At 30.3% G+C, this 20,799-nt stretch carries 26 protein-coding genes; 23 read left to right on the forward strand and 3 right to left on the reverse strand.

What is annotated here, in order from left to right; all coding sequences use genetic code 11:
- Window positions 1–679 (reverse strand): IS110 family transposase (locus KO504_RS01620; protein WP_215924594.1); only part of this gene is annotated, 679 nt, incomplete at its 3' end.
- A 339-nt stretch (window positions 680–1,018) separates the two neighbouring features.
- On the opposite strand from KO504_RS01620, the gene KO504_RS01625 reads away from it, so the two are divergent.
- From KO504_RS01625 to KO504_RS01650, 6 genes are all read left to right on the forward strand, one after another.
- Window positions 1,019–1,807: a TlpA family protein disulfide reductase gene (locus KO504_RS01625; RefSeq protein WP_215924595.1), complete on the forward strand. Its 789-nt coding sequence runs from the start codon at window positions 1,019–1,021 to the stop codon at window positions 1,805–1,807.
- A 139-nt stretch (window positions 1,808–1,946) separates the two neighbouring features.
- Window positions 1,947–2,279 (forward strand): CCC motif membrane protein, encoded by a 333-nt coding sequence (locus KO504_RS01630; protein WP_215924596.1) that lies wholly within the window; start codon window positions 1,947–1,949, stop codon window positions 2,277–2,279.
- Between the two features lie 169 nt (window positions 2,280–2,448).
- Window positions 2,449–3,222, forward strand: a complete 774-nt coding sequence (locus KO504_RS01635; protein ID WP_215924677.1) for a DUF6090 family protein — start codon at window positions 2,449–2,451, stop codon at window positions 3,220–3,222.
- A gap of 82 nt (window positions 3,223–3,304) precedes the next feature.
- A complete protein-coding gene (locus KO504_RS01640) occupies window positions 3,305–3,772 on the forward strand; it encodes a DinB family protein (protein WP_215924597.1) in 468 nt (155 codons plus the stop codon).
- A gap of 255 nt (window positions 3,773–4,027) precedes the next feature.
- Window positions 4,028–4,690 (forward strand): 3,4-dihydroxy-2-butanone-4-phosphate synthase, encoded by a 663-nt coding sequence (ribB, locus tag KO504_RS01645; protein WP_215924598.1) that lies wholly within the window; start codon window positions 4,028–4,030, stop codon window positions 4,688–4,690.
- Window positions 4,691–5,266: a Crp/Fnr family transcriptional regulator gene (locus KO504_RS01650; protein ID WP_215924599.1), complete on the forward strand. Its 576-nt coding sequence runs from the start codon at window positions 4,691–4,693 to the stop codon at window positions 5,264–5,266.
- A gap of 172 nt (window positions 5,267–5,438) precedes the next feature.
- Here KO504_RS01650 and KO504_RS01655 read toward each other — a convergent pair whose 3' ends face one another.
- Both KO504_RS01655 and KO504_RS01660 read right to left on the reverse strand, forming a co-directional pair.
- Window positions 5,439–6,251 carry a T9SS type A sorting domain-containing protein gene (locus KO504_RS01655; protein ID WP_215924600.1) on the reverse strand — a complete coding sequence of 271 codons (813 nt, stop codon included), beginning with the start codon at window positions 6,249–6,251 and terminating at the stop codon, window positions 5,439–5,441.
- Between the two features lie 152 nt (window positions 6,252–6,403).
- Entirely contained in the window at window positions 6,404–6,760 is a 357-nt protein-coding gene (locus tag KO504_RS01660; protein ID WP_215924601.1) for a DUF983 domain-containing protein, read from the reverse strand.
- A gap of 94 nt (window positions 6,761–6,854) precedes the next feature.
- Here KO504_RS01660 and KO504_RS01665 point away from each other — a divergent pair, with 94 nt between their 5' ends.
- From KO504_RS01665 to KO504_RS01745, 17 genes are all read left to right on the forward strand, one after another.
- Window positions 6,855–7,727, forward strand: coding sequence for an AraC family transcriptional regulator (locus tag KO504_RS01665; protein ID WP_215924602.1), 873 nt, complete (start codon window positions 6,855–6,857; stop codon window positions 7,725–7,727).
- A gap of 171 nt (window positions 7,728–7,898) precedes the next feature.
- Complete coding sequence (locus tag KO504_RS01670) at window positions 7,899–8,162, forward strand: hypothetical protein (protein ID WP_215924603.1); 264 nt, start codon at window positions 7,899–7,901, stop codon at window positions 8,160–8,162.
- Window positions 8,146–8,574, forward strand: a complete 429-nt coding sequence (locus KO504_RS01675) for a hypothetical protein (RefSeq protein ID WP_215924604.1) — start codon at window positions 8,146–8,148, stop codon at window positions 8,572–8,574. Before KO504_RS01670 ends, KO504_RS01675 begins: the two co-directional genes overlap by 17 nt.
- Window positions 8,575–8,861: 287 nt before the next feature.
- Window positions 8,862–9,347, forward strand: a complete 486-nt coding sequence (locus KO504_RS01680; RefSeq protein ID WP_215924605.1) for a hypothetical protein — start codon at window positions 8,862–8,864, stop codon at window positions 9,345–9,347.
- Between the two features lie 329 nt (window positions 9,348–9,676).
- Window positions 9,677–10,201 carry a hypothetical protein gene (locus tag KO504_RS01685; protein ID WP_215924606.1) on the forward strand — a complete coding sequence of 175 codons (525 nt, stop codon included), beginning with the start codon at window positions 9,677–9,679 and terminating at the stop codon, window positions 10,199–10,201.
- 15 nt (window positions 10,202–10,216) lie between these two features.
- Window positions 10,217–10,636: a hypothetical protein gene (locus tag KO504_RS01690; protein ID WP_036828090.1), complete on the forward strand. Its 420-nt coding sequence runs from the start codon at window positions 10,217–10,219 to the stop codon at window positions 10,634–10,636.
- Between the two features lie 153 nt (window positions 10,637–10,789).
- Window positions 10,790–11,770 carry a toll/interleukin-1 receptor domain-containing protein gene (locus tag KO504_RS01695; RefSeq protein ID WP_215924607.1) on the forward strand — a complete coding sequence of 327 codons (981 nt, stop codon included), beginning with the start codon at window positions 10,790–10,792 and terminating at the stop codon, window positions 11,768–11,770.
- A gap of 146 nt (window positions 11,771–11,916) precedes the next feature.
- The gene (locus KO504_RS01700; RefSeq protein ID WP_215924608.1) at window positions 11,917–13,227 is read left to right on the forward strand and encodes a hypothetical protein; all 1,311 of its coding nucleotides are present in this window, start codon (window positions 11,917–11,919) and stop codon (window positions 13,225–13,227) included.
- A gap of 123 nt (window positions 13,228–13,350) precedes the next feature.
- A complete protein-coding gene (locus KO504_RS01705; protein ID WP_179354776.1) occupies window positions 13,351–13,590 on the forward strand; it encodes a ribbon-helix-helix domain-containing protein in 240 nt (79 codons plus the stop codon).
- On the forward strand, window positions 13,583–13,870 hold the full coding sequence (locus KO504_RS01710) for a type II toxin-antitoxin system RelE/ParE family toxin (RefSeq protein ID WP_179340053.1): 288 nt from the start codon (window positions 13,583–13,585) through the stop codon (window positions 13,868–13,870). The genes KO504_RS01705 and KO504_RS01710 overlap by 8 nt, the downstream gene beginning before the upstream one ends.
- Window positions 13,871–14,036: 166 nt before the next feature.
- Window positions 14,037–15,143 (forward strand): DUF6920 family protein, encoded by a 1,107-nt coding sequence (locus KO504_RS01715; protein WP_215924609.1) that lies wholly within the window; start codon window positions 14,037–14,039, stop codon window positions 15,141–15,143.
- 134 nt (window positions 15,144–15,277) lie between these two features.
- Window positions 15,278–15,838, forward strand: coding sequence for a hypothetical protein (locus KO504_RS01720; protein WP_215924610.1), 561 nt, complete (start codon window positions 15,278–15,280; stop codon window positions 15,836–15,838).
- Window positions 15,839–16,044: 206 nt separating this feature from the next.
- Window positions 16,045–16,974 (forward strand): hypothetical protein, encoded by a 930-nt coding sequence (locus KO504_RS01725; protein ID WP_215924611.1) that lies wholly within the window; start codon window positions 16,045–16,047, stop codon window positions 16,972–16,974.
- A gap of 145 nt (window positions 16,975–17,119) precedes the next feature.
- Complete coding sequence (locus KO504_RS01730; RefSeq protein ID WP_215924612.1) at window positions 17,120–18,004, forward strand: LysR family transcriptional regulator; 885 nt, start codon at window positions 17,120–17,122, stop codon at window positions 18,002–18,004.
- A 76-nt stretch (window positions 18,005–18,080) separates the two neighbouring features.
- On the forward strand, window positions 18,081–19,001 hold the full coding sequence (locus KO504_RS01735) for a YeiH family protein (RefSeq protein ID WP_215924613.1): 921 nt from the start codon (window positions 18,081–18,083) through the stop codon (window positions 18,999–19,001).
- Window positions 19,002–19,181: 180 nt separating this feature from the next.
- Window positions 19,182–19,778, forward strand: a complete 597-nt coding sequence (locus tag KO504_RS01740; RefSeq protein WP_215924614.1) for a hypothetical protein — start codon at window positions 19,182–19,184, stop codon at window positions 19,776–19,778.
- Between the two features lie 174 nt (window positions 19,779–19,952).
- Entirely contained in the window at window positions 19,953–20,774 is an 822-nt protein-coding gene (locus KO504_RS01745; protein ID WP_215924615.1) for a GNAT family N-acetyltransferase, read from the forward strand.
- Window positions 20,775–20,799 lie beyond the last annotated feature (25 nt).

A 20,799-nucleotide genomic window follows, 5' to 3' on the forward strand; every position in this document is an offset into this window, starting at 1 on the left:
AACTACATAGCTGTGATGCAGTTTCAAACTTTTTAAATCCATCCGTTACTACGATTAAAAACAAAGCTGTTTTTAAACCTATTCCTGGTATAGTTTGCAATAAAGTTAATTGCTCTTGTTGGTCTTGTTTTACTAATTCTAATAAGCGTTTCTCTAGTATTAAAATCTCTTTCTTTAAATGGTTTAAGTCTCGTTTTAAGGAACGATAAACCGTTTTTGATGGAATCCCCAGTGTTTCTTCGCCATGAAGCTTATTTTTTGTAGCTGTACTCTTTTTTACGTAACTATCCAATAACCTAAAGAGCTGTAAGCATTCTGCCTGTACATCTGTTAGAGCATTGTACAACGGAACTTCATTAAAGATACCATACTCACAAATAGATTTAGCATCACTCTTATCTGTCTTTACTTTGGCTAGTTTCATTTGAATAAAACGTTTTACTGATAATGGGTTTACAACAGATACTAATACCCCTTTTTTATATAAAAACTGAGCTAATCTGTAATGATAATATCCCGTAGCTTCCATAACTACCAAAGCTTCTTTTGATAAACTTTTTAGTAGTTTTTTAAAACCCTTTTCATCATTCTTTAATTGAAAATGTCCTGTATCTTGATTGTAAATACCAAACACTGATTTACTAATGTCAATACCGTAAATTTTTCTATCTTTAGTCATAACAACTTGAAATTTGGAAAGAACAACGCTACTCATATTTCAACAACTTAAAAACGAGATCTAGGTCTCACAGAACTGAACGAAGTTTAAGTAGTAAAAGAGAGAGGATTATCAATGTTGCCGAAGTCTAATGCTCTCTTTTGTGCTTTCTGATTATTAATTAAATTTAATGAATTACAAACTTAAGACGTGTATAATTCATTGCTTTTTTTAGGCTTGCTTACAGAAATTCTGCTGAAACTTTATATCTGTGATTTATTTGTTAACTTTAGTGCTTAAACCACGCAACTACTCATAGCTAAAACCATTAGCCACAATTTAAAAAATGACAATATAACTATGAAAACAATATTTTTTTTAATCGTCTCTTTATATGGTTTTACACTTTTAGCACAAGGAAAAGAGATAAAAAAACCAGAATATGTAATAATTGCTAACAACGAAATTATAACCAAAGAACAAGTTGGAGAATTAGGGCAACAAGGCTTAATCAAAGCAATGAATAAAGGAGTAACCGAAGACGAACGAAATAAACTTGCAACAAAATTTGGCGATAAAATTGGAGACAGGGAATTTATAATCATAATTGATTTATTAACCGAAAAAGAAAAAAAAGAACGTAAAAACCAAACAGCGTCAAGTGATAAAAAGATAACTAAAGAAAAGAATCGGAATGATGAATTAATCTTAAACATAAACGATTCTGCAAGTGAGTTTACCGTCGAAATGATTGATGGAAAAAAAATTAATCTATCAGATTTAAAAGGTCAGGTAGTTCTTGTAAATTATTGGGCTACCTGGTGTGCACCTTGCCTAATGGAATTTGCTGAATTTCCAAAAAAAATACTTGAACCATTTAAAAATGAAAAATTCATGTTAATTGCAATATCTATTGGGGAAACTAAAGAAAAAGTGGAACTTAAAATGGATAAAATGAAAAAATATGGAGTCGATTTCAATGTAGGGATTGACCCAGAAAAAGAAATTTGGGATAAATATGCTACTGGCGCTATTCCAAAAAGTTTTTTAATTGATAAGAATGGAATTATAAAATATATTTCAATTGGAAATTCAGATGGCAATGTTGATAAGTTAGCGACAGAAGTAAAAAAATTGTTAGCGGAATAAAAACTACAGCTAACAAACAACTGAGTAAACAAACAATATTTAACTAATTTAGACACAAAGTTTTCTTCATAAAGCAAACCTCTGACCCGTCCTGAATAAAGGCTATATAATTTTAAACACTAAAACTTTAAATTTGAATATGGAGAAAACGACATTACCAAATGGGAAATTAATATATGTATTGGCAATATTGAGTTGCACACTATTTTGCTTCGGAGGAATTGCTATTTTATTTGCGCTTATTTCATATATACTCGCTAAAAAATCTGAAAAAATATATAAACAAAATCCTAGTGCATATTCTAATATTAAGAAAATAAAAAAAGGAAAGATTATTGCCATTATCGGCTTAATACTAAATTTAATAATAGTTGGAATTACTATCTGGACATTGGCTACAGTAGGATGGGATGCGTGGTCTGATGAATTTGTTAGAAGATGGAACGAGGGATTACAAAGCAATGGCCGATAAATAAAAAATTGCATAACAATGTATAACTACAATTCCGGACAGATTCGACCACGCCCGAATCCACCCAGAATTGCTACCGTCGGTCTCTGCCCTAAGATTGTCTAACTTCAATCCTTAACTTACGGTTATGCGAGACCGTTAACCTTCATTAAGACCAACAACTAAACCAATGATAAAATTCTTCAGAAAAATTAGAGAAAATTTCCTTTCAGAAGGAAAAACGGGAAAGTATTTTAAATACGCCATTAGCGAAATTATACTGGTGGTTATTGGTATTTTGATTGCGCTACAAATCAATAATTGGAATGACAATCGTAAAGAAGAAAAGAGTGAAATATTAATACTTAAAACGCTACAAAAAGACTTTACAGAGAACAAAAAAATATATTCAGACATCGTCGATAAACAGACCTTTGTTATTGATAATTGTAAATCACTTATTGAATGTTTTGAAAGAAAAAATTTAGAATACAAGAGAGATTCTATTGGTGGATTTATCTACTATGGAGCTTTTAATTATTATAGAGCCGAACCTATCTTAGGAAGTTATGAAGCTATGGTTGGAAGTGGAGATTTAAAAATATTGAAAAGCGAAACTCTTAAATCAAAATTAGCTTTATTTTCTGCAGAAATAAATCAAGGATTTGAAGATGAAACATTATCAATGAATTTACTAAATACACTACACAATGAATTTAAATCCATTGGAACATTATTTTTAGATAATAGAACTCGACAATTTGTTGGCTTAAGCAAGGTTAAAGAAGATGGTGAGTTGCAGAATAAAATAATTTCAAATTTATATCAAAATCCAAATATTTTACACCCACTCGCTATGAAAACAGGTGTTGAAACTAATAGATTAAACTTGTATGTTAAAATGTTAGATTATTCAAATGAGATATTAAATTTGGTTGAATCTGAACTGAAAGAAAAAAAATAACGAAATCGAAGATTCGACGAAGTCAATGCACAACAATGTCTATAGGCTGCAATGTAAAACGACATTTCCGAAAACAAAGAAAATGACTCAATCTGAACTCATAATTTTAAATTTCAAAGAAATAAGGAGAAGAAGTATAAAACTTTGGAATGGCCTACCTGAGAAATATTATAATTGGAAACCTGACACAAAAGCAATGAGTGCATCAGAAATGATAAGACACGTTTTGGAGGCTGATTATGGTTGGAATATTATTATTAATCAAGACGATATAACAAATTATAAAACACCCTGGAACAACCGACCATTCAGAAACCTAAAAGATGAACTTGAATTTGCTAAGCCTTTTAGAAAAACATTTTTAGAAAGCATTCAACAATTTTCGGATAAGGAATTAAACGAAACGGAAATCGTTCACCCTGGAAATGGAGACAAGAAAATCCTTGTAAAATATTTATTACGAATTGGATATCACGAAGCTGTTCACGCAGGACAATTCCTGTCGTATTTAAGAGCAATGAATATTAATAGACCAAACATATGGGATTAAAAATATACTACAGTCAACAATGTATAACCGTAATTACGGCAGATTTGGCTACATCCAAATCTACTCGAAATGACTAAAGGCAGTACTTAACCAAAAAATATCACCCATAACAAATTGCTAGTGTTCTTTAAATTCTCAATTCACCGCAAGAACTCAAAAACCTGTTATTGTTTTTTAAATAAATTTATTGACTTACATCAAATAATTTGATTTGAGACCACATTAGTTTTGCATTTAAAATAATAAAAATTAATAATGGTACTTACAGAATTAGATACATTACAACTATTTGGTCACAACAGTAAAGAACGAATCGAAAAAGCTTTAAAACATCTTCAAAATGGAAATGGAATACTATTAATGGATGATGAAGACAGGGAAAATGAAGGAGATTTAATTTTCTCTGCGCATAACATGACAAATAACCACATGGCATTGATGATTAGAAAATGCAGTGGTATTGTTTGTCTTTGTTTAACAAATGAAAAAGCAGACGCATTACACTTACCCTATATGGTGAAAGAAAACACCAGTAGTTTTCAAACCCCTTTTACAATTTCTATAGAAGCAAAAGAAGGTGTAACGACAGGAGTTTCGGCTAAAGACAGATTAAAAACAATTCAAGTGGCTTGCCGCGAAAATGCCAAAAGCAGCGATTTAGCAAAACCAGGTCATGTCTTTCCACTAAGAGCCAAAAATAATGGTGTGCTTGAAAGAAAAGGGCATACAGAAGGAAGCGTAGATCTAATGAAATTGGCCGGCTTAAAACCCGAAGCTGTACTTTGCGAATTAATGAATGACGATGGCACCATGGCAAAAAAAGATACAATTATAGAATTTGCAGAGACGCATAATTTAATGGTCCTATCGATACAAGATATTATTCATTATCGTAAATTTGTTAGAGATTTTAACTAAATGACAGACTATATTGAACTCACTAACTTCATAAAAAAGAATATTACTATTGAAGATGAAGATTTAAAAATTGTATTATCTTATTTTAAAACAATAAAAAAAAGTAAAAACGACATTTTACTTTCTAATGGAAAAAATAGTCAGGTTAGTTATTTTGTAAAAAAAGGGTGCCTAAGACTGTTTTATATAGATGAAGAAGGAAAAGACGTTACACGTTATATTGCCTTTGAAAATCAATTTGCTACAGAATTGGTTAGTTTTATAACTAATGAACCTGCACAAGAAACAATTCAAGTCATTGAAAACAGTGAGCTCTTATACATCACGCACGATGACTTTAGACATCTTATGAAAATCGTTCCTAAATGGAAAGATTTTTACAGCATCTATTTAGAAAAAGCCTATGTAAATAATTCTAAAAGATTACTATCATTTACTACGCTAGATGCATCAGAACGCTACAAACAATTATTCAAAATAAATCCCAATATTGTGAGACGCCTCCCCAACAAAATAGTAGCGTCTTATATTAATATATCACAAGAAACTTTGAGTAGAATAAAATCTAAAATCTGATCATAAAATATAAAAATTGCAACATATAAAATACACATTACTACTTATACTATCATTCTAATCACAATTTATGAGCTAATCATAATAGCTTGATTACAATTCGAATCTTAACACACACCAAACAGTTCAAAAAAAAGCAATGAACTTATTTTGTTAATGCGATTTAGAAAACCTATTTAATAAATTTTACAGACCGTGTTTGATTATCATTATCTTGAATAACGGCAACATATACTCCACTACTCAACGCACTAACATCTGCTTTAGGTCCTGATGTATTGTAAATCAATTTACCAGTTACGTCATAAATACGAAGTGTTTTAATTGTATTATGAGTAATAACATTTAAAATATCACTATCTAAAAACACCTTAACAGATGTATTTGCCGAATAATCATCTACAGATAACCCATCAGCAGAAATAGCCTCAATATCATCAAAATCTAGACTTTCAGTAGCATCGCCATTATCATCTATTCTAGCTATTGAAATACCAAAAACATCCATAAGTAATTCGCTAGTGCTCTTTGGACCAGCAACCGTTAAATTAGAAGGTAGTACAGAAATAGTATATGTTTCAAAACTTGTTGCAGAAGCAGGTATTGTAATACTTGTTGTTTCAGCGCTAGTAACATTATCGCCTTGTTCATTATCAAACAAAAAGACAACAAGATCCATATCTACTCCAGATAAATTTCTAGCCTTAAATCTAATTCCTCCAACACCTACACTTGTATAATCCCCACCCCAAAATAAAATATTATCAATTATTAAAAGATTATCAGGCAAAACTCCAGGAACCAACGAAGCGGTACCACTTGCTGTTAAAACCCCATCAGCCACTGTAACTGGCGTAAACCCAGAATTTAAATTATTCCAACCTTCAAAATCACCAGCATCAGTAAAAGTACTAATCTGCCCAATACTGATTTGAGCCATACTTACTTGAGCAAAAAGAATAAATAGGATGTAAATTTGTTTCATATTTTTTTATGTTTCTTGCTAAACTAATATTTTTTTATCAATTAAAAGTAACACTCCTAAAAAATCAAGATTCGTTTATACCATATAACAGTACAAACTCAACCTTTAATTCTAGCTATATTCCAGAGCAAGACATATACCAACACCAGACTTCAAGCCTTCGCTTTATAAAACAAATAGAGCCAAATAGACCTTGACAATTTAAAATTAAGCGTACTCAATAAAAATGCCATTGCTACTATAATGAAGAAAACGCGTAAAGGCGAAAAATCAATAAGACTCCAAAACACCACAAGACAAGCAATCATTTCTGCTGCAGCAAGCGCATAACTCACAAACATAGCACCAAAAAAGAAACCTGTTTCTCGTTCAAATTTATAATCACAGACAAGGCATCTATCGTTCATTTTAGGAATCTTCAATAAGAAGATATTTCCACTGTCTCTAAAAATCTTGCCGTCTTTACAATTCGGACATTTACAATTCAAAGCATCTATAACTTTACTCATCACATCGTGTTTATTCATCAGCAAAATTAAAATCATTAATCGTTTTTACACATATAGTATATACACCATTTTTTGTACTTTTAGGACATTTATTATGAAAATACCAGTCCTCAATATAAGTCAGTTTAAAGAATCGGCAGCACTCAATGACGTGTACATCAATTCGTTTTCAAATCATATACAGCTCAATAAGCATTTAATAAACAAACCACACAGTCATAATTTTTACCTATGTGTGCTCTTTACTGAAGGTACAGGAACCCACGAAATTGATTTTAATTCTTATCGTATAACACCTGGAAAAGTGTTCTTTTTAAAACCTGGACAAACACATTTCTGGAAATTTGAAACCCCTCCAGAAGGGGTCATCTTTTTTCATTCCCAAGAATTTTACGAATTAAAGTTTTTAGAACACAAGCTTCATACATTTCCTTTTTTTTATTCGTATCAAAATCCACCTGTACTAGAATTAACACCTAAAAAACGGGAACAATTACAGCTTAATTTTCAAGAAGCTCATACCGAATATCAACAAACCAACCTATTAAGAGAGTTGAAAATTGTAAATTTAATAAGTCATATTTATATCGAATTAACAAGAGCATATACAGTTAATACCAATTTAGAAAAACTCAATTCACCACACTATACCAACATCCTCGAAAAGCTAGAAACCCTAATTAACACTCATTTTTACAATGAAAAACTACCTAAGTTTTATGCAGACAAACTAAACATTACCACTAAACACCTTAATAGAGTCGTAAATAAAACTATCCATAAAACCACAAGCCAATTAATTTCTGAAAGAATTATTCTAGAAGCAAAACGATTGATTGTACATTCTAAAGACAATTTGGCCAATATAGCCTATACCCTCCAATTTTCTGACTATGCTTATTTCTCAAAGTTTTTTAAATCTAAAACAGGTATGACCCCCTTAGATTTTCGGAAAAAATATTTTTAAGGACATCCTAACGACTAAAGTATAATGAGCGACATCATGTGAAATTAAAGGCTAATACTTTAATTTTCAACAGCATATTCTATCTGTGATTTATTTGCTAACTTTAGAGCTTAAACACACAACAAAATCATACACAAAACCGTTGGCATTCAACCGTTAAAAATCATAATTATGAGTAATTTAAAAGACATTAAATCCGAAATTGAAAAATATGCGAATGACTCAAATTTGACTGAATTGCAAATAGTTGATAGACTGCAAAAACATTACTTTGAAAAAAAAGTAAACGAAAATTTAAAGCTCTATAAAAAAGGAAAGAAAAAAGTGAGCGAAATAACAAAAGACTTGAAAATCTCGCCGCGAAAATTTTATGCGATTTTAGAGCAAAAGAAAATAGAACATAAGAAATACAAAAAAATTGATTCAAACATTTAAAGTTAGCACTCTAGATACGATTTCTGAACAAACAATTGCAATTAATTTATCTGAAGCCCTTTCTAGAGAAATAAACTTTGTTCAAAGTTCTGGTGTGCTTTCTGAAATGTTAAGTTCAGGAGAATTAAAACTTATTCAAAATATCGAATTAAAACATCATCTTGCTGGTTTTGGAAGTTGGATAGAACGAAATGAGCAACAGGAGAATGAAGTTAACCAATTTAGAAAAGACATTACAACTCAAATCCTAAAATCAGGTAGTTTCAAAAAAATAATTACAGAATTAGGAAGTCCGGATTTTAATTGGGAAACATCTTTAGATTCTGTAAAAAATAAATCATTGTTTAATTCGATAAAGCTATTAAACCATCTAATCGTATTTAAATCGGCATCAGAAATAACCGCCAGATAAATCTATGGGCCTTTAAGCAAAGAAATTGATACAATTTTAAAATTAATAAATTTTGAATTGAATAAGTAAAGTACAATACCGTATATAATTTATTGCTAATGCTCGCCTACTTCTGAAAATCCTCACAGATTTTCTATTTAGTTTTTATTTGCTAGCTTAGTTGCAAAACCACACAAATAAATACCCAAAACCGTTGAACTCAAACTCAATAATTAATGAAAAAAAGATATTGGCTAATTGGAATTTTTATTTGTCTTTTTATTCTGCTTTATTGTTTAAAGTCATATATGAATAAGGATATCATTAAATGTCCTGAGTTTAACAAATCTTATTCTGAATGGTTTCCCTATAATGAAGGAGATATTTTAACTTTTAAACATTCTGATTCTATTCAAGAATATATCGTGAGCACATATAATGTTCGCAATACTAAAAGCTACAACAGAAATATGAAATGTGGATGTTGTGAAGATGGAATTGTGATTTACCTTACCCAAAAAAGAGACACAATTAAAATTGATTTCAATAATTTTATAAATCCTAATAGTTGTATGGGAAGTAGAAGATTTATAAGTAGAAATGGGAAAGACATAAATGTAAAAGCTACACAAAATCAAAAAGAACTTGACTTAAACCAAATATCCTCAGACAGTCTAATAATAGAAAAAAGCATAGGAATAAAACAACTTTTTTGGAGAGGAAAATTATGGAAATTTGAAAGTATCAAAAAATCAAAAACTGACATCAAAATAATTTCCAATAATGGATGTTAAAAAACAATGTCCATCACCGCATATTATTTATGACTTGATTCTCGCCTACTAACAATACAAACGCAGCAAACTAGCCTTAGCAAAATCCTTACAGATGCTCAATTTAGCTCTCTTTTATAAATTAGGGCATTAAAAGTAATATTCATAACACTACGTAAAGTCACGTATAGAAATATCTAAAATATGTTATAACTTTATAACCTCACAGTCACGTGTTAAAACATACTTTATCCGGAAAAACAAAAAGGATATAGCACATGATTGAGTTGATATAACAAGTTGCCAGTAATTAAAGAAAACCAGCATAATCTATTAAAACCTAAAAATCAATGAATGTCAACCAAGTAGATTTTTACGAACTATGCCTTGACGAAGGCGGAATTTTTTATAATGAAATCTATGGACTTGAAAAGGATATTTTTAATCAATGGATTAGAGATAATTTACAAGAAATTAATACAATAGAATCTTATAATGACGTAGTTCCAAGTAATGAAATATTAAATCGAATTACTGACCTTGGATATGAACATATTCACTATCAATGTCACTATTCGGCAAAAGCTTCAACAATTGCCGATTGTAATTTTACATACTATACAGGATTTGTAACTCGCAATACTTTCCCTTATCCGATTATTACACATAGTTTTAATACTGTAGATGGGAATATAATTGACCTAGCCAGAATTGAGGATGCTGAAGATCCTTTTAACGAGGAGAACGATAGTTTACCACACACCTATTATGGAATTGAAATTCCGAGAGAATTTGTCTTAAATTACGAACAAGAAACTAAAGAAGAAAAATCAATGAAACCATTACTTTATGAATGGTTTTTACATAATAACTAAATTCAAGTAAAAAATATGGCTAGTTCAAAACACCCAAACGGAGTATATAAATGGAATGATTTAACTGGTAGTGCTTTTCATCCAAACGGAGTTCAAGCTTACAACAATTTAACTGGAAGTGCTTTTCATTCTAATGGAGTTCAAGCCTACAACAATTTGACTGGAAGTGCTTTTCATTCTAATGGAGTTCAGGCTTATAACAATCTGACTGGAAGTGCTTTTCATTCAAACGGAATTCAAGCTTACAACAATTTGACTGGAAGTGCCTTTCATTCAAATGGTGTGCAAGCCTATAATAATTTAACTGGAAATTCATATACTTCAAAAGGAATACTAAAGAAAACTAAAACATTTTCATTTAGCCTTGGAGAAGGAATTGAACTTCAAATTTTTCCGATTAAAATATCGGTTTATGGAAGAAAAGTGAATAAATAACTACTGGCAACACCGTATATAATTTATTGCTAGTTCTAGCCTACTTACGAAAATCCTCGCGGATTTTCTATTCGGTTTTTATTTGCTAAATTAGGTGCTTAAAACACGCAACAAACCATATACAAACACGTTGTGCGCAATTAAAACAAAAATATGGCAAAAATTTACCTTTCTTATCAACATCAAGACATTGAACTAATCAAGAAAATTGGTGAAGATTTAAAAAGCCGAGGACATTCAATAATAATGGACGAAACCATTATGAAAGTTGGTGTGGATTGGAGAAAAGAGCTACTGAATGAATTAAAAAGTTCTGACGGACTACTTGTATTAATTACTAAAAACAGTTTAAACTCGAAATATGTTATTAGTGAAATAGGCACAACTAGAGCATTTATTGACGAAAATGAAAACAAAAAGTTTTTAATTCCAGTAATTTACGGAGACATAGAAATCCCTGATTTTATTAAGGATTTGTATTGTATACGACTTTCAGATGACAATTATGAGGAATCGATAAATAGAATAGATTCTTCTATTTCTAGTTTCATCGGAAAAAAAGAAGCTGTTGAGGAAAAAGCTTCAGAAAAAAGAGAATTTATAGAACGAAAAGCAGCTGATTATATAAATATAGCCACTGACGCTTTAAAAAAGAGAGAGAACCAAAATAAAGCTGTCGCTTACTTATGCTACGGTATCGGATTTATAACACTAGTTGCAGGTATATTCTTTGCAGTTAATGGACTAAAATCAATTTCAGAGGTTACAGAAACTATTGAGGTTACGCCAAACATTGTCTGGATAACGATTATTACTCTACTTCTAAAAAGTGTCATAATAATTGGTTTATTATTGGCTTGTTCTAAATACACTTTTACTTTGGGAAAATCGTTTATGCACGAAGCTTTGAGAAATGCTGACAGACTACACGCTATTTCTTTTGGAGAGTTTTTTATTAAAGCCTACGGAGACAAAATTTCGTCATACAATGAAATAAATGAAATCTTCCAAAATTGGAATATTGACAAGTCATCTTCTTTCTACGAACTAAATTCAGATAGTTATGACCCAAAATTTTCAGAAAACCTTATTGATATAATTAAGTCACTAACAGAAAAAATTAAAACAAAATAACTGCGCACAACAATGGCTATAAGTAATTGCTTGTTCTCGCCTACTTCTGAAAATCCTCACGGATTTTCAGTTTGGTGTGTACTTGCAAAGCTAAGCGCTAAACCACGCAACTAACCATATACAAACACGTTGGGCATAATTAGAATATGATAAATATAATTACAGTAAATTATCCATTAAATGGAGATGGAATTATTAATACCTCAATTGATGGAGGTGAAACTTTATTAGATGCGGATATTGTAATTTTCGATCCTTCTGAATTTTCAAGTTTATGGGAAAATGCCAAAAGAGGTAATGATAATGTTAGACGCCTATACTCGCCAGAATCTGACCAAATTAGAAACACTTTTAGTTCGAGAAGAAACGAAGTAGAAACACTTCTTGAAAACGGTAAAGTTATAATATCCTTTCTTCATCCGACTTCAGGTTTTAAAGGAGAAATAGGAAATCAAAGCAAATATGATATTGTTTCTAATTATGATTTTCTTCCACTAAGACAGGACTTTTTTCTAGGTCGACTTAAATCTGGTACAAGTAGTATAAATGGTTCATTAAAACTGAACAAAAGTAAATCTCCCTTTAATCAATTTTTTGGTGCATTTAAAAGTGAAATCGCATATACATCTTATTTTGACCTAGATGCTTCGGAAAAACCTGAGTATTTTATTCTTAATAAGGCTAATAAGGGCATTGGAGTTGTTTTACCAGTATTTGAAGGTCTTGTTGTATTATTACCATCAATAGAGTATGACAGAAATAATAGCAAACTGATTGGTGTAATAAGAAGTTGTGCAAAACAATTTTTGACAAAAAACATTCAAACACCGCCACCACCTTGGGTTAAAGATTTTAAACTACTTGGTGAAGCTGAACTTGACTCTAAGGCAAACGATATTCAACAAAAAATTGAAGAATTACAGAAGGAAAAAATTGAAATTGAAGAAGAGAAAAATGAAGTAACTCAATTTAAAGGGCTACTTTTTGAACAAGGTAATGAACTTGAAGAACTTGTTATAAAGTCATTCCAAAAAATGGGTTTTGAGGCAGAAAATAGAAAGTTTGATGACTTAGAACACGATGTGGTCTTTGAATCACCAGAAGGTAAAGGACTCGCAGAAATAGAAGGAAAAGACAATGATGCTGTCCATATTTCTAAATTAGACCAACTCAATCGAGCAGTAGATGAAGATTTTGAATTAAGAGGTAAATATCCACAAGGAATTCTAATTGGTAATCATTATCGTCTTACAAATCCCGAAAACAGAAAAGAACCATTTACAGAAAAGGTTCATATTGTTGCGAAGAAGAAAAGTTTTGGACTACTTACTACTTACGAAATATATAGAGCTGTTAAATACATTTTTGAAAATCCTGAAGACTCAGAATTCAAATTACAATGTAGAAATAGAATATTGAAAACAGTTGGTGAAGAAATAATATTAATTGACAAATAACTATGCCCAACAAAACCTATAAGCAATAGCGCCCTGCGGGACGCTACTGCTCATAGCCAAACCGTTGGCAACAATTTGGAGATGATTCGAAATTGATGTATATTTACACCAAATAATTGAATTATGTCAAGACAAAGTATATCATTTACAGAACCTAACGACGAATGGCTGAAAGCACAAGTCAATGGAAAAGAATATTCAAGCAAAAGCGAATTAGTAAACGATTTAATTAGACAAGCTAGAAAACAACAAATCGAAATTGATTGGGTTCGAACTAAATTGGAAAAAGCTGAAAATAGCGGATTTACAAGCGAATCAAAAAATGAAATTTTAGCTCAATCAAAAACTTTACTGAATGGCTAAATATCGATTAAGTAACGAAGCTAAAAATGACTTAATCCGAATCCATCACTATGGAGTTAAAAAATTTGGAATGACTCAAGCGGATAAATATTTTGAATCATTCTTTAAATATTTTGAAATTATTTCCCAAAGGCCTTTTTCATTCGAGTCAGTTGATTATATAAAAAAAGACTACAGAAGATGTGTTTGCGGAATAGATAGTATTTACTATAAAATAAATAATGACGTTGTTGAAATAATGGCAATTGTCGGAAGACAAGATTTAAACGACATACTGTAATCTGAATAATAAAAACTGTTTCTAGCCTACTTACGAAAATCCTCGCGGATTTTTGCTACGCACAGTTCGCTTCGCTCGTGTCTATTCGGTTTTTATTTGCTAAATTAGTTACTTAAACACGCCACTAACCATACACAATCACGTTAGCCACAAGCAAAAAAAAACGATGCGAATAGCTTTAATCTTATTAATTGGAATACACGGAATTATCCATTTATTCGGATTTCTTAAAGCATTTGGCATATCTGAATTTACGACTATTTCACAACCAATTCCTAAAACTTTTGGATTAGTTTGGCTATTGACATTTCTTCTTTTTGTACTTGCAATCGTTTTATTAATATTTCAGTCCAATTATTGGTGGTTAATTGGATTTTTAGCTGTAATTGCTTCACAGATTTTAATTTTAACTTATTGGTCTGACGCAAAATTTGGTACAATAGCAAACCTAATAATTCTCGTATCAGCAATAATAGCTTATTCAAATTTTAGCTTTAAAAATAAGATTACTGAAGAACGGAAAAAACTGTTTGAAAACTCACAGACTGTTAGTGAAGAAGTAATTACCAAAGAGACTATTTCGGAATTACCTTCTATTGTACAAAAATGGATGATTAATAGTGGAACAATCAGTAAACGTCCGATTTCTAATGTGCATTTGACTCAAGAACTACAACTTAAATTAAGTCCTGACCAAGAAAATTGGAACAATGGAAAAGCCGAACAGTATTTTACGACAAATCCGCCAGCATTTAATTGGAACATTGATACAAAAATGAATTCAATTTTTAGCGTAGTTGGTCGAGATAAATTTGAGAGTGGAAATGGAGAAATGATAATAAAGCTGTTATCGCTCATTTCTGTAGCAAATGCCAAAAACAGCAGTAAAGTTGACCAAGCAACCTTACAAAGGTATTTAGCAGAAATAGTTTGGTTTCCTTCAGCGGCTTTAAGTCCATACATAAAGTGGAACACTTTGGACGAATATTCCGCCAAAGCAACTATGGATTATAACGGAACAAAAGGTACAGGAGAATTCCACTTTGATGAAGAAGGAAACTTTAAAAGATTTGTAGCAATGCGTTATCAAGATTCAAATTCAGAACAACCAACCGAATGGACTGTTATTGCGACAAAAACAGAAGAACGAAATGAAATAAAAATACCTATCGAATGCGAAGCAAGTTGGAAATTGAAGAGTGGTAAATGGACTTGGTTAAAATTAAAGATTAAGGAAATCAAATACAACGTGAAAGAAATGCCAGATGGTTAGCAATGTATAAAAACAATAGCAGTTTAATCGCTTAAACAAAAGTAAATAAATATAAAAAAGGTCTGTATTTAACCGAAAAGTTAGTGCATAAAATCCGCTACTATTCTTAAACTAGACGTTGGCAAACATTTAAAATGAGAAACTACACATTAATCTTTATCCTTTTATTTATCTCTCTAACTGGAAATTGTCAAGATGCAAAGCTGAAAGAAATAAGAGCAAGTTATAGTCTTGGTGAGAAAACAAAAAAACTAATTGAACAAAATAAATTTTCAGAACTAAAATCTGATTTTGGACAAACTGCTAAATTAAATACTCTAATTTCATTAATCCAAAGCGAAAAAGCAAAGAGTGGAGAATATAAGTTAAGTTCCGATATCTATTTTAATCCTGACATAAATAAATATGTGTATACGATTTACAGCTCTAAATGGATTAAAACAGAATCTGATTGGGGACTGAATGACTACTTATATATTGTTGAATTAATTATCGAGCATAACAACTCGAATAATGAACTAAGAGTCACTCAGAGAAGTATATTAGACCAAAATTCAGATTTAAAAAAATGGTGGCAATCATTAATGGACAGTTATAATAAACCAAAGTTTCAACGGAAAAAGTGGGCAGATGAATACAAACTCGTTCCACCACCACCTCCACCACCACAAACAACAGAATGGTTTAAAAAATAAAAACGATTTGCCAACACCGTATAAAATTAATGGCTAGTGCAAGCCTACTTACGAGAATTGCTAAGTCCAGTTCGCTTTGCTCCTGTCTATTCGGTTTTTATTTGTTAACTTAGTTGCTTAAACACGCCACACTAAAACGCAGCGAACAGACGAAGTAAGTCATACACTAAACCGCTGAAAATAGCACCTTTAAAAGAACTTCAATAATGAAAAAGATCAGATTAGTAATTTCGTTAATTCTTATTTCAAATTTATTATCTGCTCAGAATGAATCTGATATTACTCAATTTGATAAAGCACTAAATCAATTTATTAATGTAAGAGATTTTTGTATTTCAAAAGATGGGAATGAAGCATTCTTTACTGTACAAAGCCCTAATCAAGAAATCTCACAACTTGCTTATATTAAAAAGAAAAAAAAGGGATGGTCAAAACCAGAATTATTACCTTTTTGTGATTCATATATGTATTTAGAGCCTTTTTTATCATTTGATAATAAGCGACTATTTTTTGTCTCTAATAGACCTTTAAATGATTCTATTAATAAAAAAAAGGATTTTGATATTTGGTATGTTGAAAGAGATAACAAAGATAAGGTGTGGTCAAAACCTAAAAACGTTGGTAAACCAATTAATTCAGAATTAGATGAGTTTTATCCTTCTGTCAGTAAAAATGGAAATATATATTTTACAATGGTATCGCCTGACGGTTTTGGAAAAGATGATATTTATTATTGTGAATGGAAAGGTGACAGCTATTCAAACCCTATTTTATTAGATGAAAACATTAACAGTGCCGGCTATGAGTTTAATGCCTTTATTTCAGAAAAAGAAGATTTCATAATCTATTCAAAATATAAAGAAAAAGATGGTCAAGGAAGTGGGGATTTATATATTTCGAAGAAGGATACAAAAGGAAACTGGAAAAAGGCTGTAAATCTAGGAATTCCGGTGAACACAAAGTATATGGAATATTGCCCATTTTATGATGAGCAAAACCAAATTTTATATTTTACAAGCAAAAGAAATAATATACATCCAAGAAATTTTGATACTATTTCAGAATTTAGAAAATATATTAATGAAAGTAACAATGGCTTAAGTAAAATTTATAAGACCTCACTTAAAATAAAATAGTACTATTGCCAACAATGTATAAAATAATAACGGTTTAATCACTAAAACCAAAGTAAGTAAAAATAAAAAAGGTCTGTATTTAACTTAAAAATAAGCGTTTATAAAACCGCTACTATTCTTATACAAGACCGTTCTACACAAGTTAATGAAAACAAAGTTACATATATTCAAGACTGTTGCTAAACATTTAAGTTTTACAAAAGCTGCCGAGCAATTATATATTTCACAACCGGCCATATCCAAAGCAATTAAGAATTTAGAACAAGAATATAAAACAACATTTTTTGTTAGAAAAAGGAACTCTATTGAAATAACAATAGAAGGAAAATCATTCCTTATATATGTAAATAAAATATTAGCTATCTATTCTGAAATGGATGAGCAATTTCTACATAAAAATGAAACCTTTCCTGAGTTTATAAATTTTGGGGTAAGTACAACGTTATCCAATTATGTCATCCCAAAAGTAATTGCGAAGTTTAGAATGCAATTCCCTAAAACAAAATTTGATATAGTTAGTGATAATTCAGAAAATATTGAAAATTTAATTTTAAATGAGGAAATCGATTTTGGAATTACAGAAGGGAATTTTTCTAACCCAAAAATGCACTTTAAAAAATTTATAAAAGACGAAATTGTTCTTGTAACCAATGTTAATAATTCTTCATTTAAAAAAGGAAGTATTGATATAAAAGCGCTACAAAAAATCCCAATAATTGAACGAGAAAAAGGCTCTGGAACTAGAGAAATAATAGACCGTTTTTTAGTTAAAAATAACATCTCAAAACTCAATTGTGTAGTAACATTGAACAGTACCGAAGCTATTAAAAATTATTTATACAACTCTAACGATTATGCACTTCTTTCAATCAATGCTATTAATGATGATTTAATACATAATAACCTCAAGATAATAGACATAAAAGGCTTGAGTATTGAAAGATGGTTTTATTTTGTTAAAAGAACAGGTTACCTTTCAAATTCTTTAGAAAAATTCGAAAAGTTTATTCGACTCAATCATAACTTTTAGTTATCTCAAATAGCAAATTAATTTGCTTACAGGCTATTCATTCAATCTACTTTTGTATCAAATAACACTAAATGATATGAAAGATATATTTTCAAAAACAGTTTACGTCCTTATAATTACCCTTGCGCTTTTAGGTGTATTAAACAGCCCAACGGCTTTGTTACTTGGTTTTGTATATACCGTTATTTTCAATAATCCGTTTAAAGAATACAGTCATAAAGCAATTCATTATTTTTTAAAAATTTCGGTTGTTGGATTAGGGTTTGGAATGTTTATTAAAGAAACTTTAGAAACAAGTAAAGAAGGATTGAGTTTAACCATTTATTCAATACTTTTAACTGTCACTCTAGGTTTGCTATTAACAAAACTTCTAAAGTTAGATTTAAAACTAGGTCACTTAATCACATCTGGAACAGCAATTTGTGGCGGTAGTGCTATTGCTGCAATTTCTCCAGTTATTAAAGCTAAAAGTAAAACAATAAGTATTGCTTTAGGTATTGTTTTTCTATTAAATTCTATTGCCTTATTCCTGTTTCCTGCAATTGGACATTTTTTAAGTTTAACACAAGAACAATTCGGTTTATGGTGTGCAATTGCAATACACGATACAAGTTCTGTGGTTGGAGCTGCACTAGGCTATGGAGACGAAGCATTGAGAATTGCAACAACAGTAAAACTATCTAGAACTTTGTGGATCATCCCTTTATCCATTTTTTCAATGTTTTTATTCAAAACAAAAGGCGAAAGAATAAAAATCCCTTACTTTATTGTATTATTTGTTATTGCAATACTAATTAATAGCTACCATATGTTACCTGAAACAACTACTAGCTTAATTGTATTAATGGCTAAACGTTTATTAATAATAACATTGTTTTTAGTAGGCTCAACCATATCTATAAAAGATTTGAAATCCACAGGAATGAAACCCATTGTATTAGCGCTGACTTTGTGGGTTTTTATTTCCTTTTTTTCATTAATTTATATTTTAAACTAAAGCCAGTGTAAAAACAACACGTATAATTAACTGACGCTCGCCTTCTTAAAAAAATCCTTACAGAATTTATATTCGGTTTTTATTTGTTAACTTACTCGCTTAACCACGCCACACCAAAGCGCAGCGAACAGTCGAAGTAAATCATACAGAACAACCTTGACTCTAATTAAAAAAAAATTGATGACGCCTAAACAGAAAGAAAGAATAAAAAATAAAATCAAGAAAATTAAACGAGACCTTCAAGCTGACAAAAAACATTGGGGCGGATTTTATCACGATGGTAGAGGATTAAGATATTTACCACCCGAATTATACTTAAAATTAGAGGATTTCACTGGTGCTTTACGATACTTCAATTGGTTCACAAAAAATTTCCCTGAAGACATTGGTCATCCAATCTTCCTTTTTGAATGGACAATTACTCTTTTTAAAACGAAAAGAATTGAGCAAGCCGAAAAGAAAGCAATTCAAACTTTTGTATCTAATACTTATATTTTCGACAAATTTCTTCAAAAAGAATCTCTTCAATTCGAAAAATCTGAATCCTCAAATTGGCAGCTAGAACAACTAATTGAATACTTTAATTATACTATAAATCAAGAATATTTGATGGATTTCGGAAAATGGCTAGAGAGTTTTACTACCAGCAAAAAGTTTTATGACTTTGCAAATAGATTTATTGAATTGAGACAAAAATTGGAAAACGAACCTGTTGGAAATACGAGAACCGAACTTATTGAGATAGAAGAAGAATTAATAAAAAAATATACGAATTAAAACAACTACTCACAACACCGTGAATATTTAATTGCGGTCTTCTTCCCTACTTGTTAAAATTCCTGCAGAATTTTAACGGGTTCGTAAATGTTTGCTAAATTAGGTGCTTAAACACGCAACTAACCAGACACAATCACGTTGGCTGCAATTTAAGAACGAATAACTGACAAAATTTTGATAGTAAAAAATTTAGAGAAAATTGAATTTGATATAATTGTTGATTGCTTTTTAAAGTCTTTTGAAAATTATTATGTTAAGCTACCAACAGACAAAAACTATTATAAAAATAGATGGAGATTAGCAAAAGTTGATTATGCCTTGTCCTATGGAATGTTTGATGACGAAAAATTAGTTGGATTTATAATTAACGCCATAGATAAACGAAATGGAGAAAAAATAGCCTTTAATACCGGAACAGGTGTACTTCCAGAATATAGAGGGAGAAGAATCGTTAAATCGATTTACGATTTTGCTATACCAGATTTAAAAATAAATGGAGTTACAAAATGTTCATTAGAGGTAATCATTGAAAATACTAAAGCAATAAAATCTTATCAAAGTATTGGATTCGAAATTTGTAAAACATTTAATTGCTTCAGTGGAGAAATTAAATTAATCTCAAATGCTAAAATTGAGATGAATAAAGTTGACTATAATACTTTTGATTGGGGAAAATTACCTAATCAAAATTTATATTCTTGGGATTTTAACTTAGAAGTAATTAAAAACGGAGATTACGATTACTATCAAATTACAAAGGATAATTTTATTGAGTCTTTTTTTGTTATAAACACCAAAAATGAATATTTAGCACAATTTGAGATTTTAAAAGAAAGTGATGGCTGTTGGAATAGATTATTTAAAGGGATAAAAGAAGTATCAAACTCAATAAAAATAATAAATGTTGATACAAGATTAAAGGAGAAAATAAATTTCATCAGTTCAATTGGATTATCGAATACTGTTAATCAATATGAAATGGAAATGAATATATAAACTGTAGCCAACAAAGAACTATGGT

The sequence above is a fragment of the Winogradskyella psychrotolerans genome, assembly GCF_018860565.1.
Taxonomy (GTDB): Bacteria; Bacteroidota; Bacteroidia; order Flavobacteriales; family Flavobacteriaceae; genus Winogradskyella; species Winogradskyella damuponensis.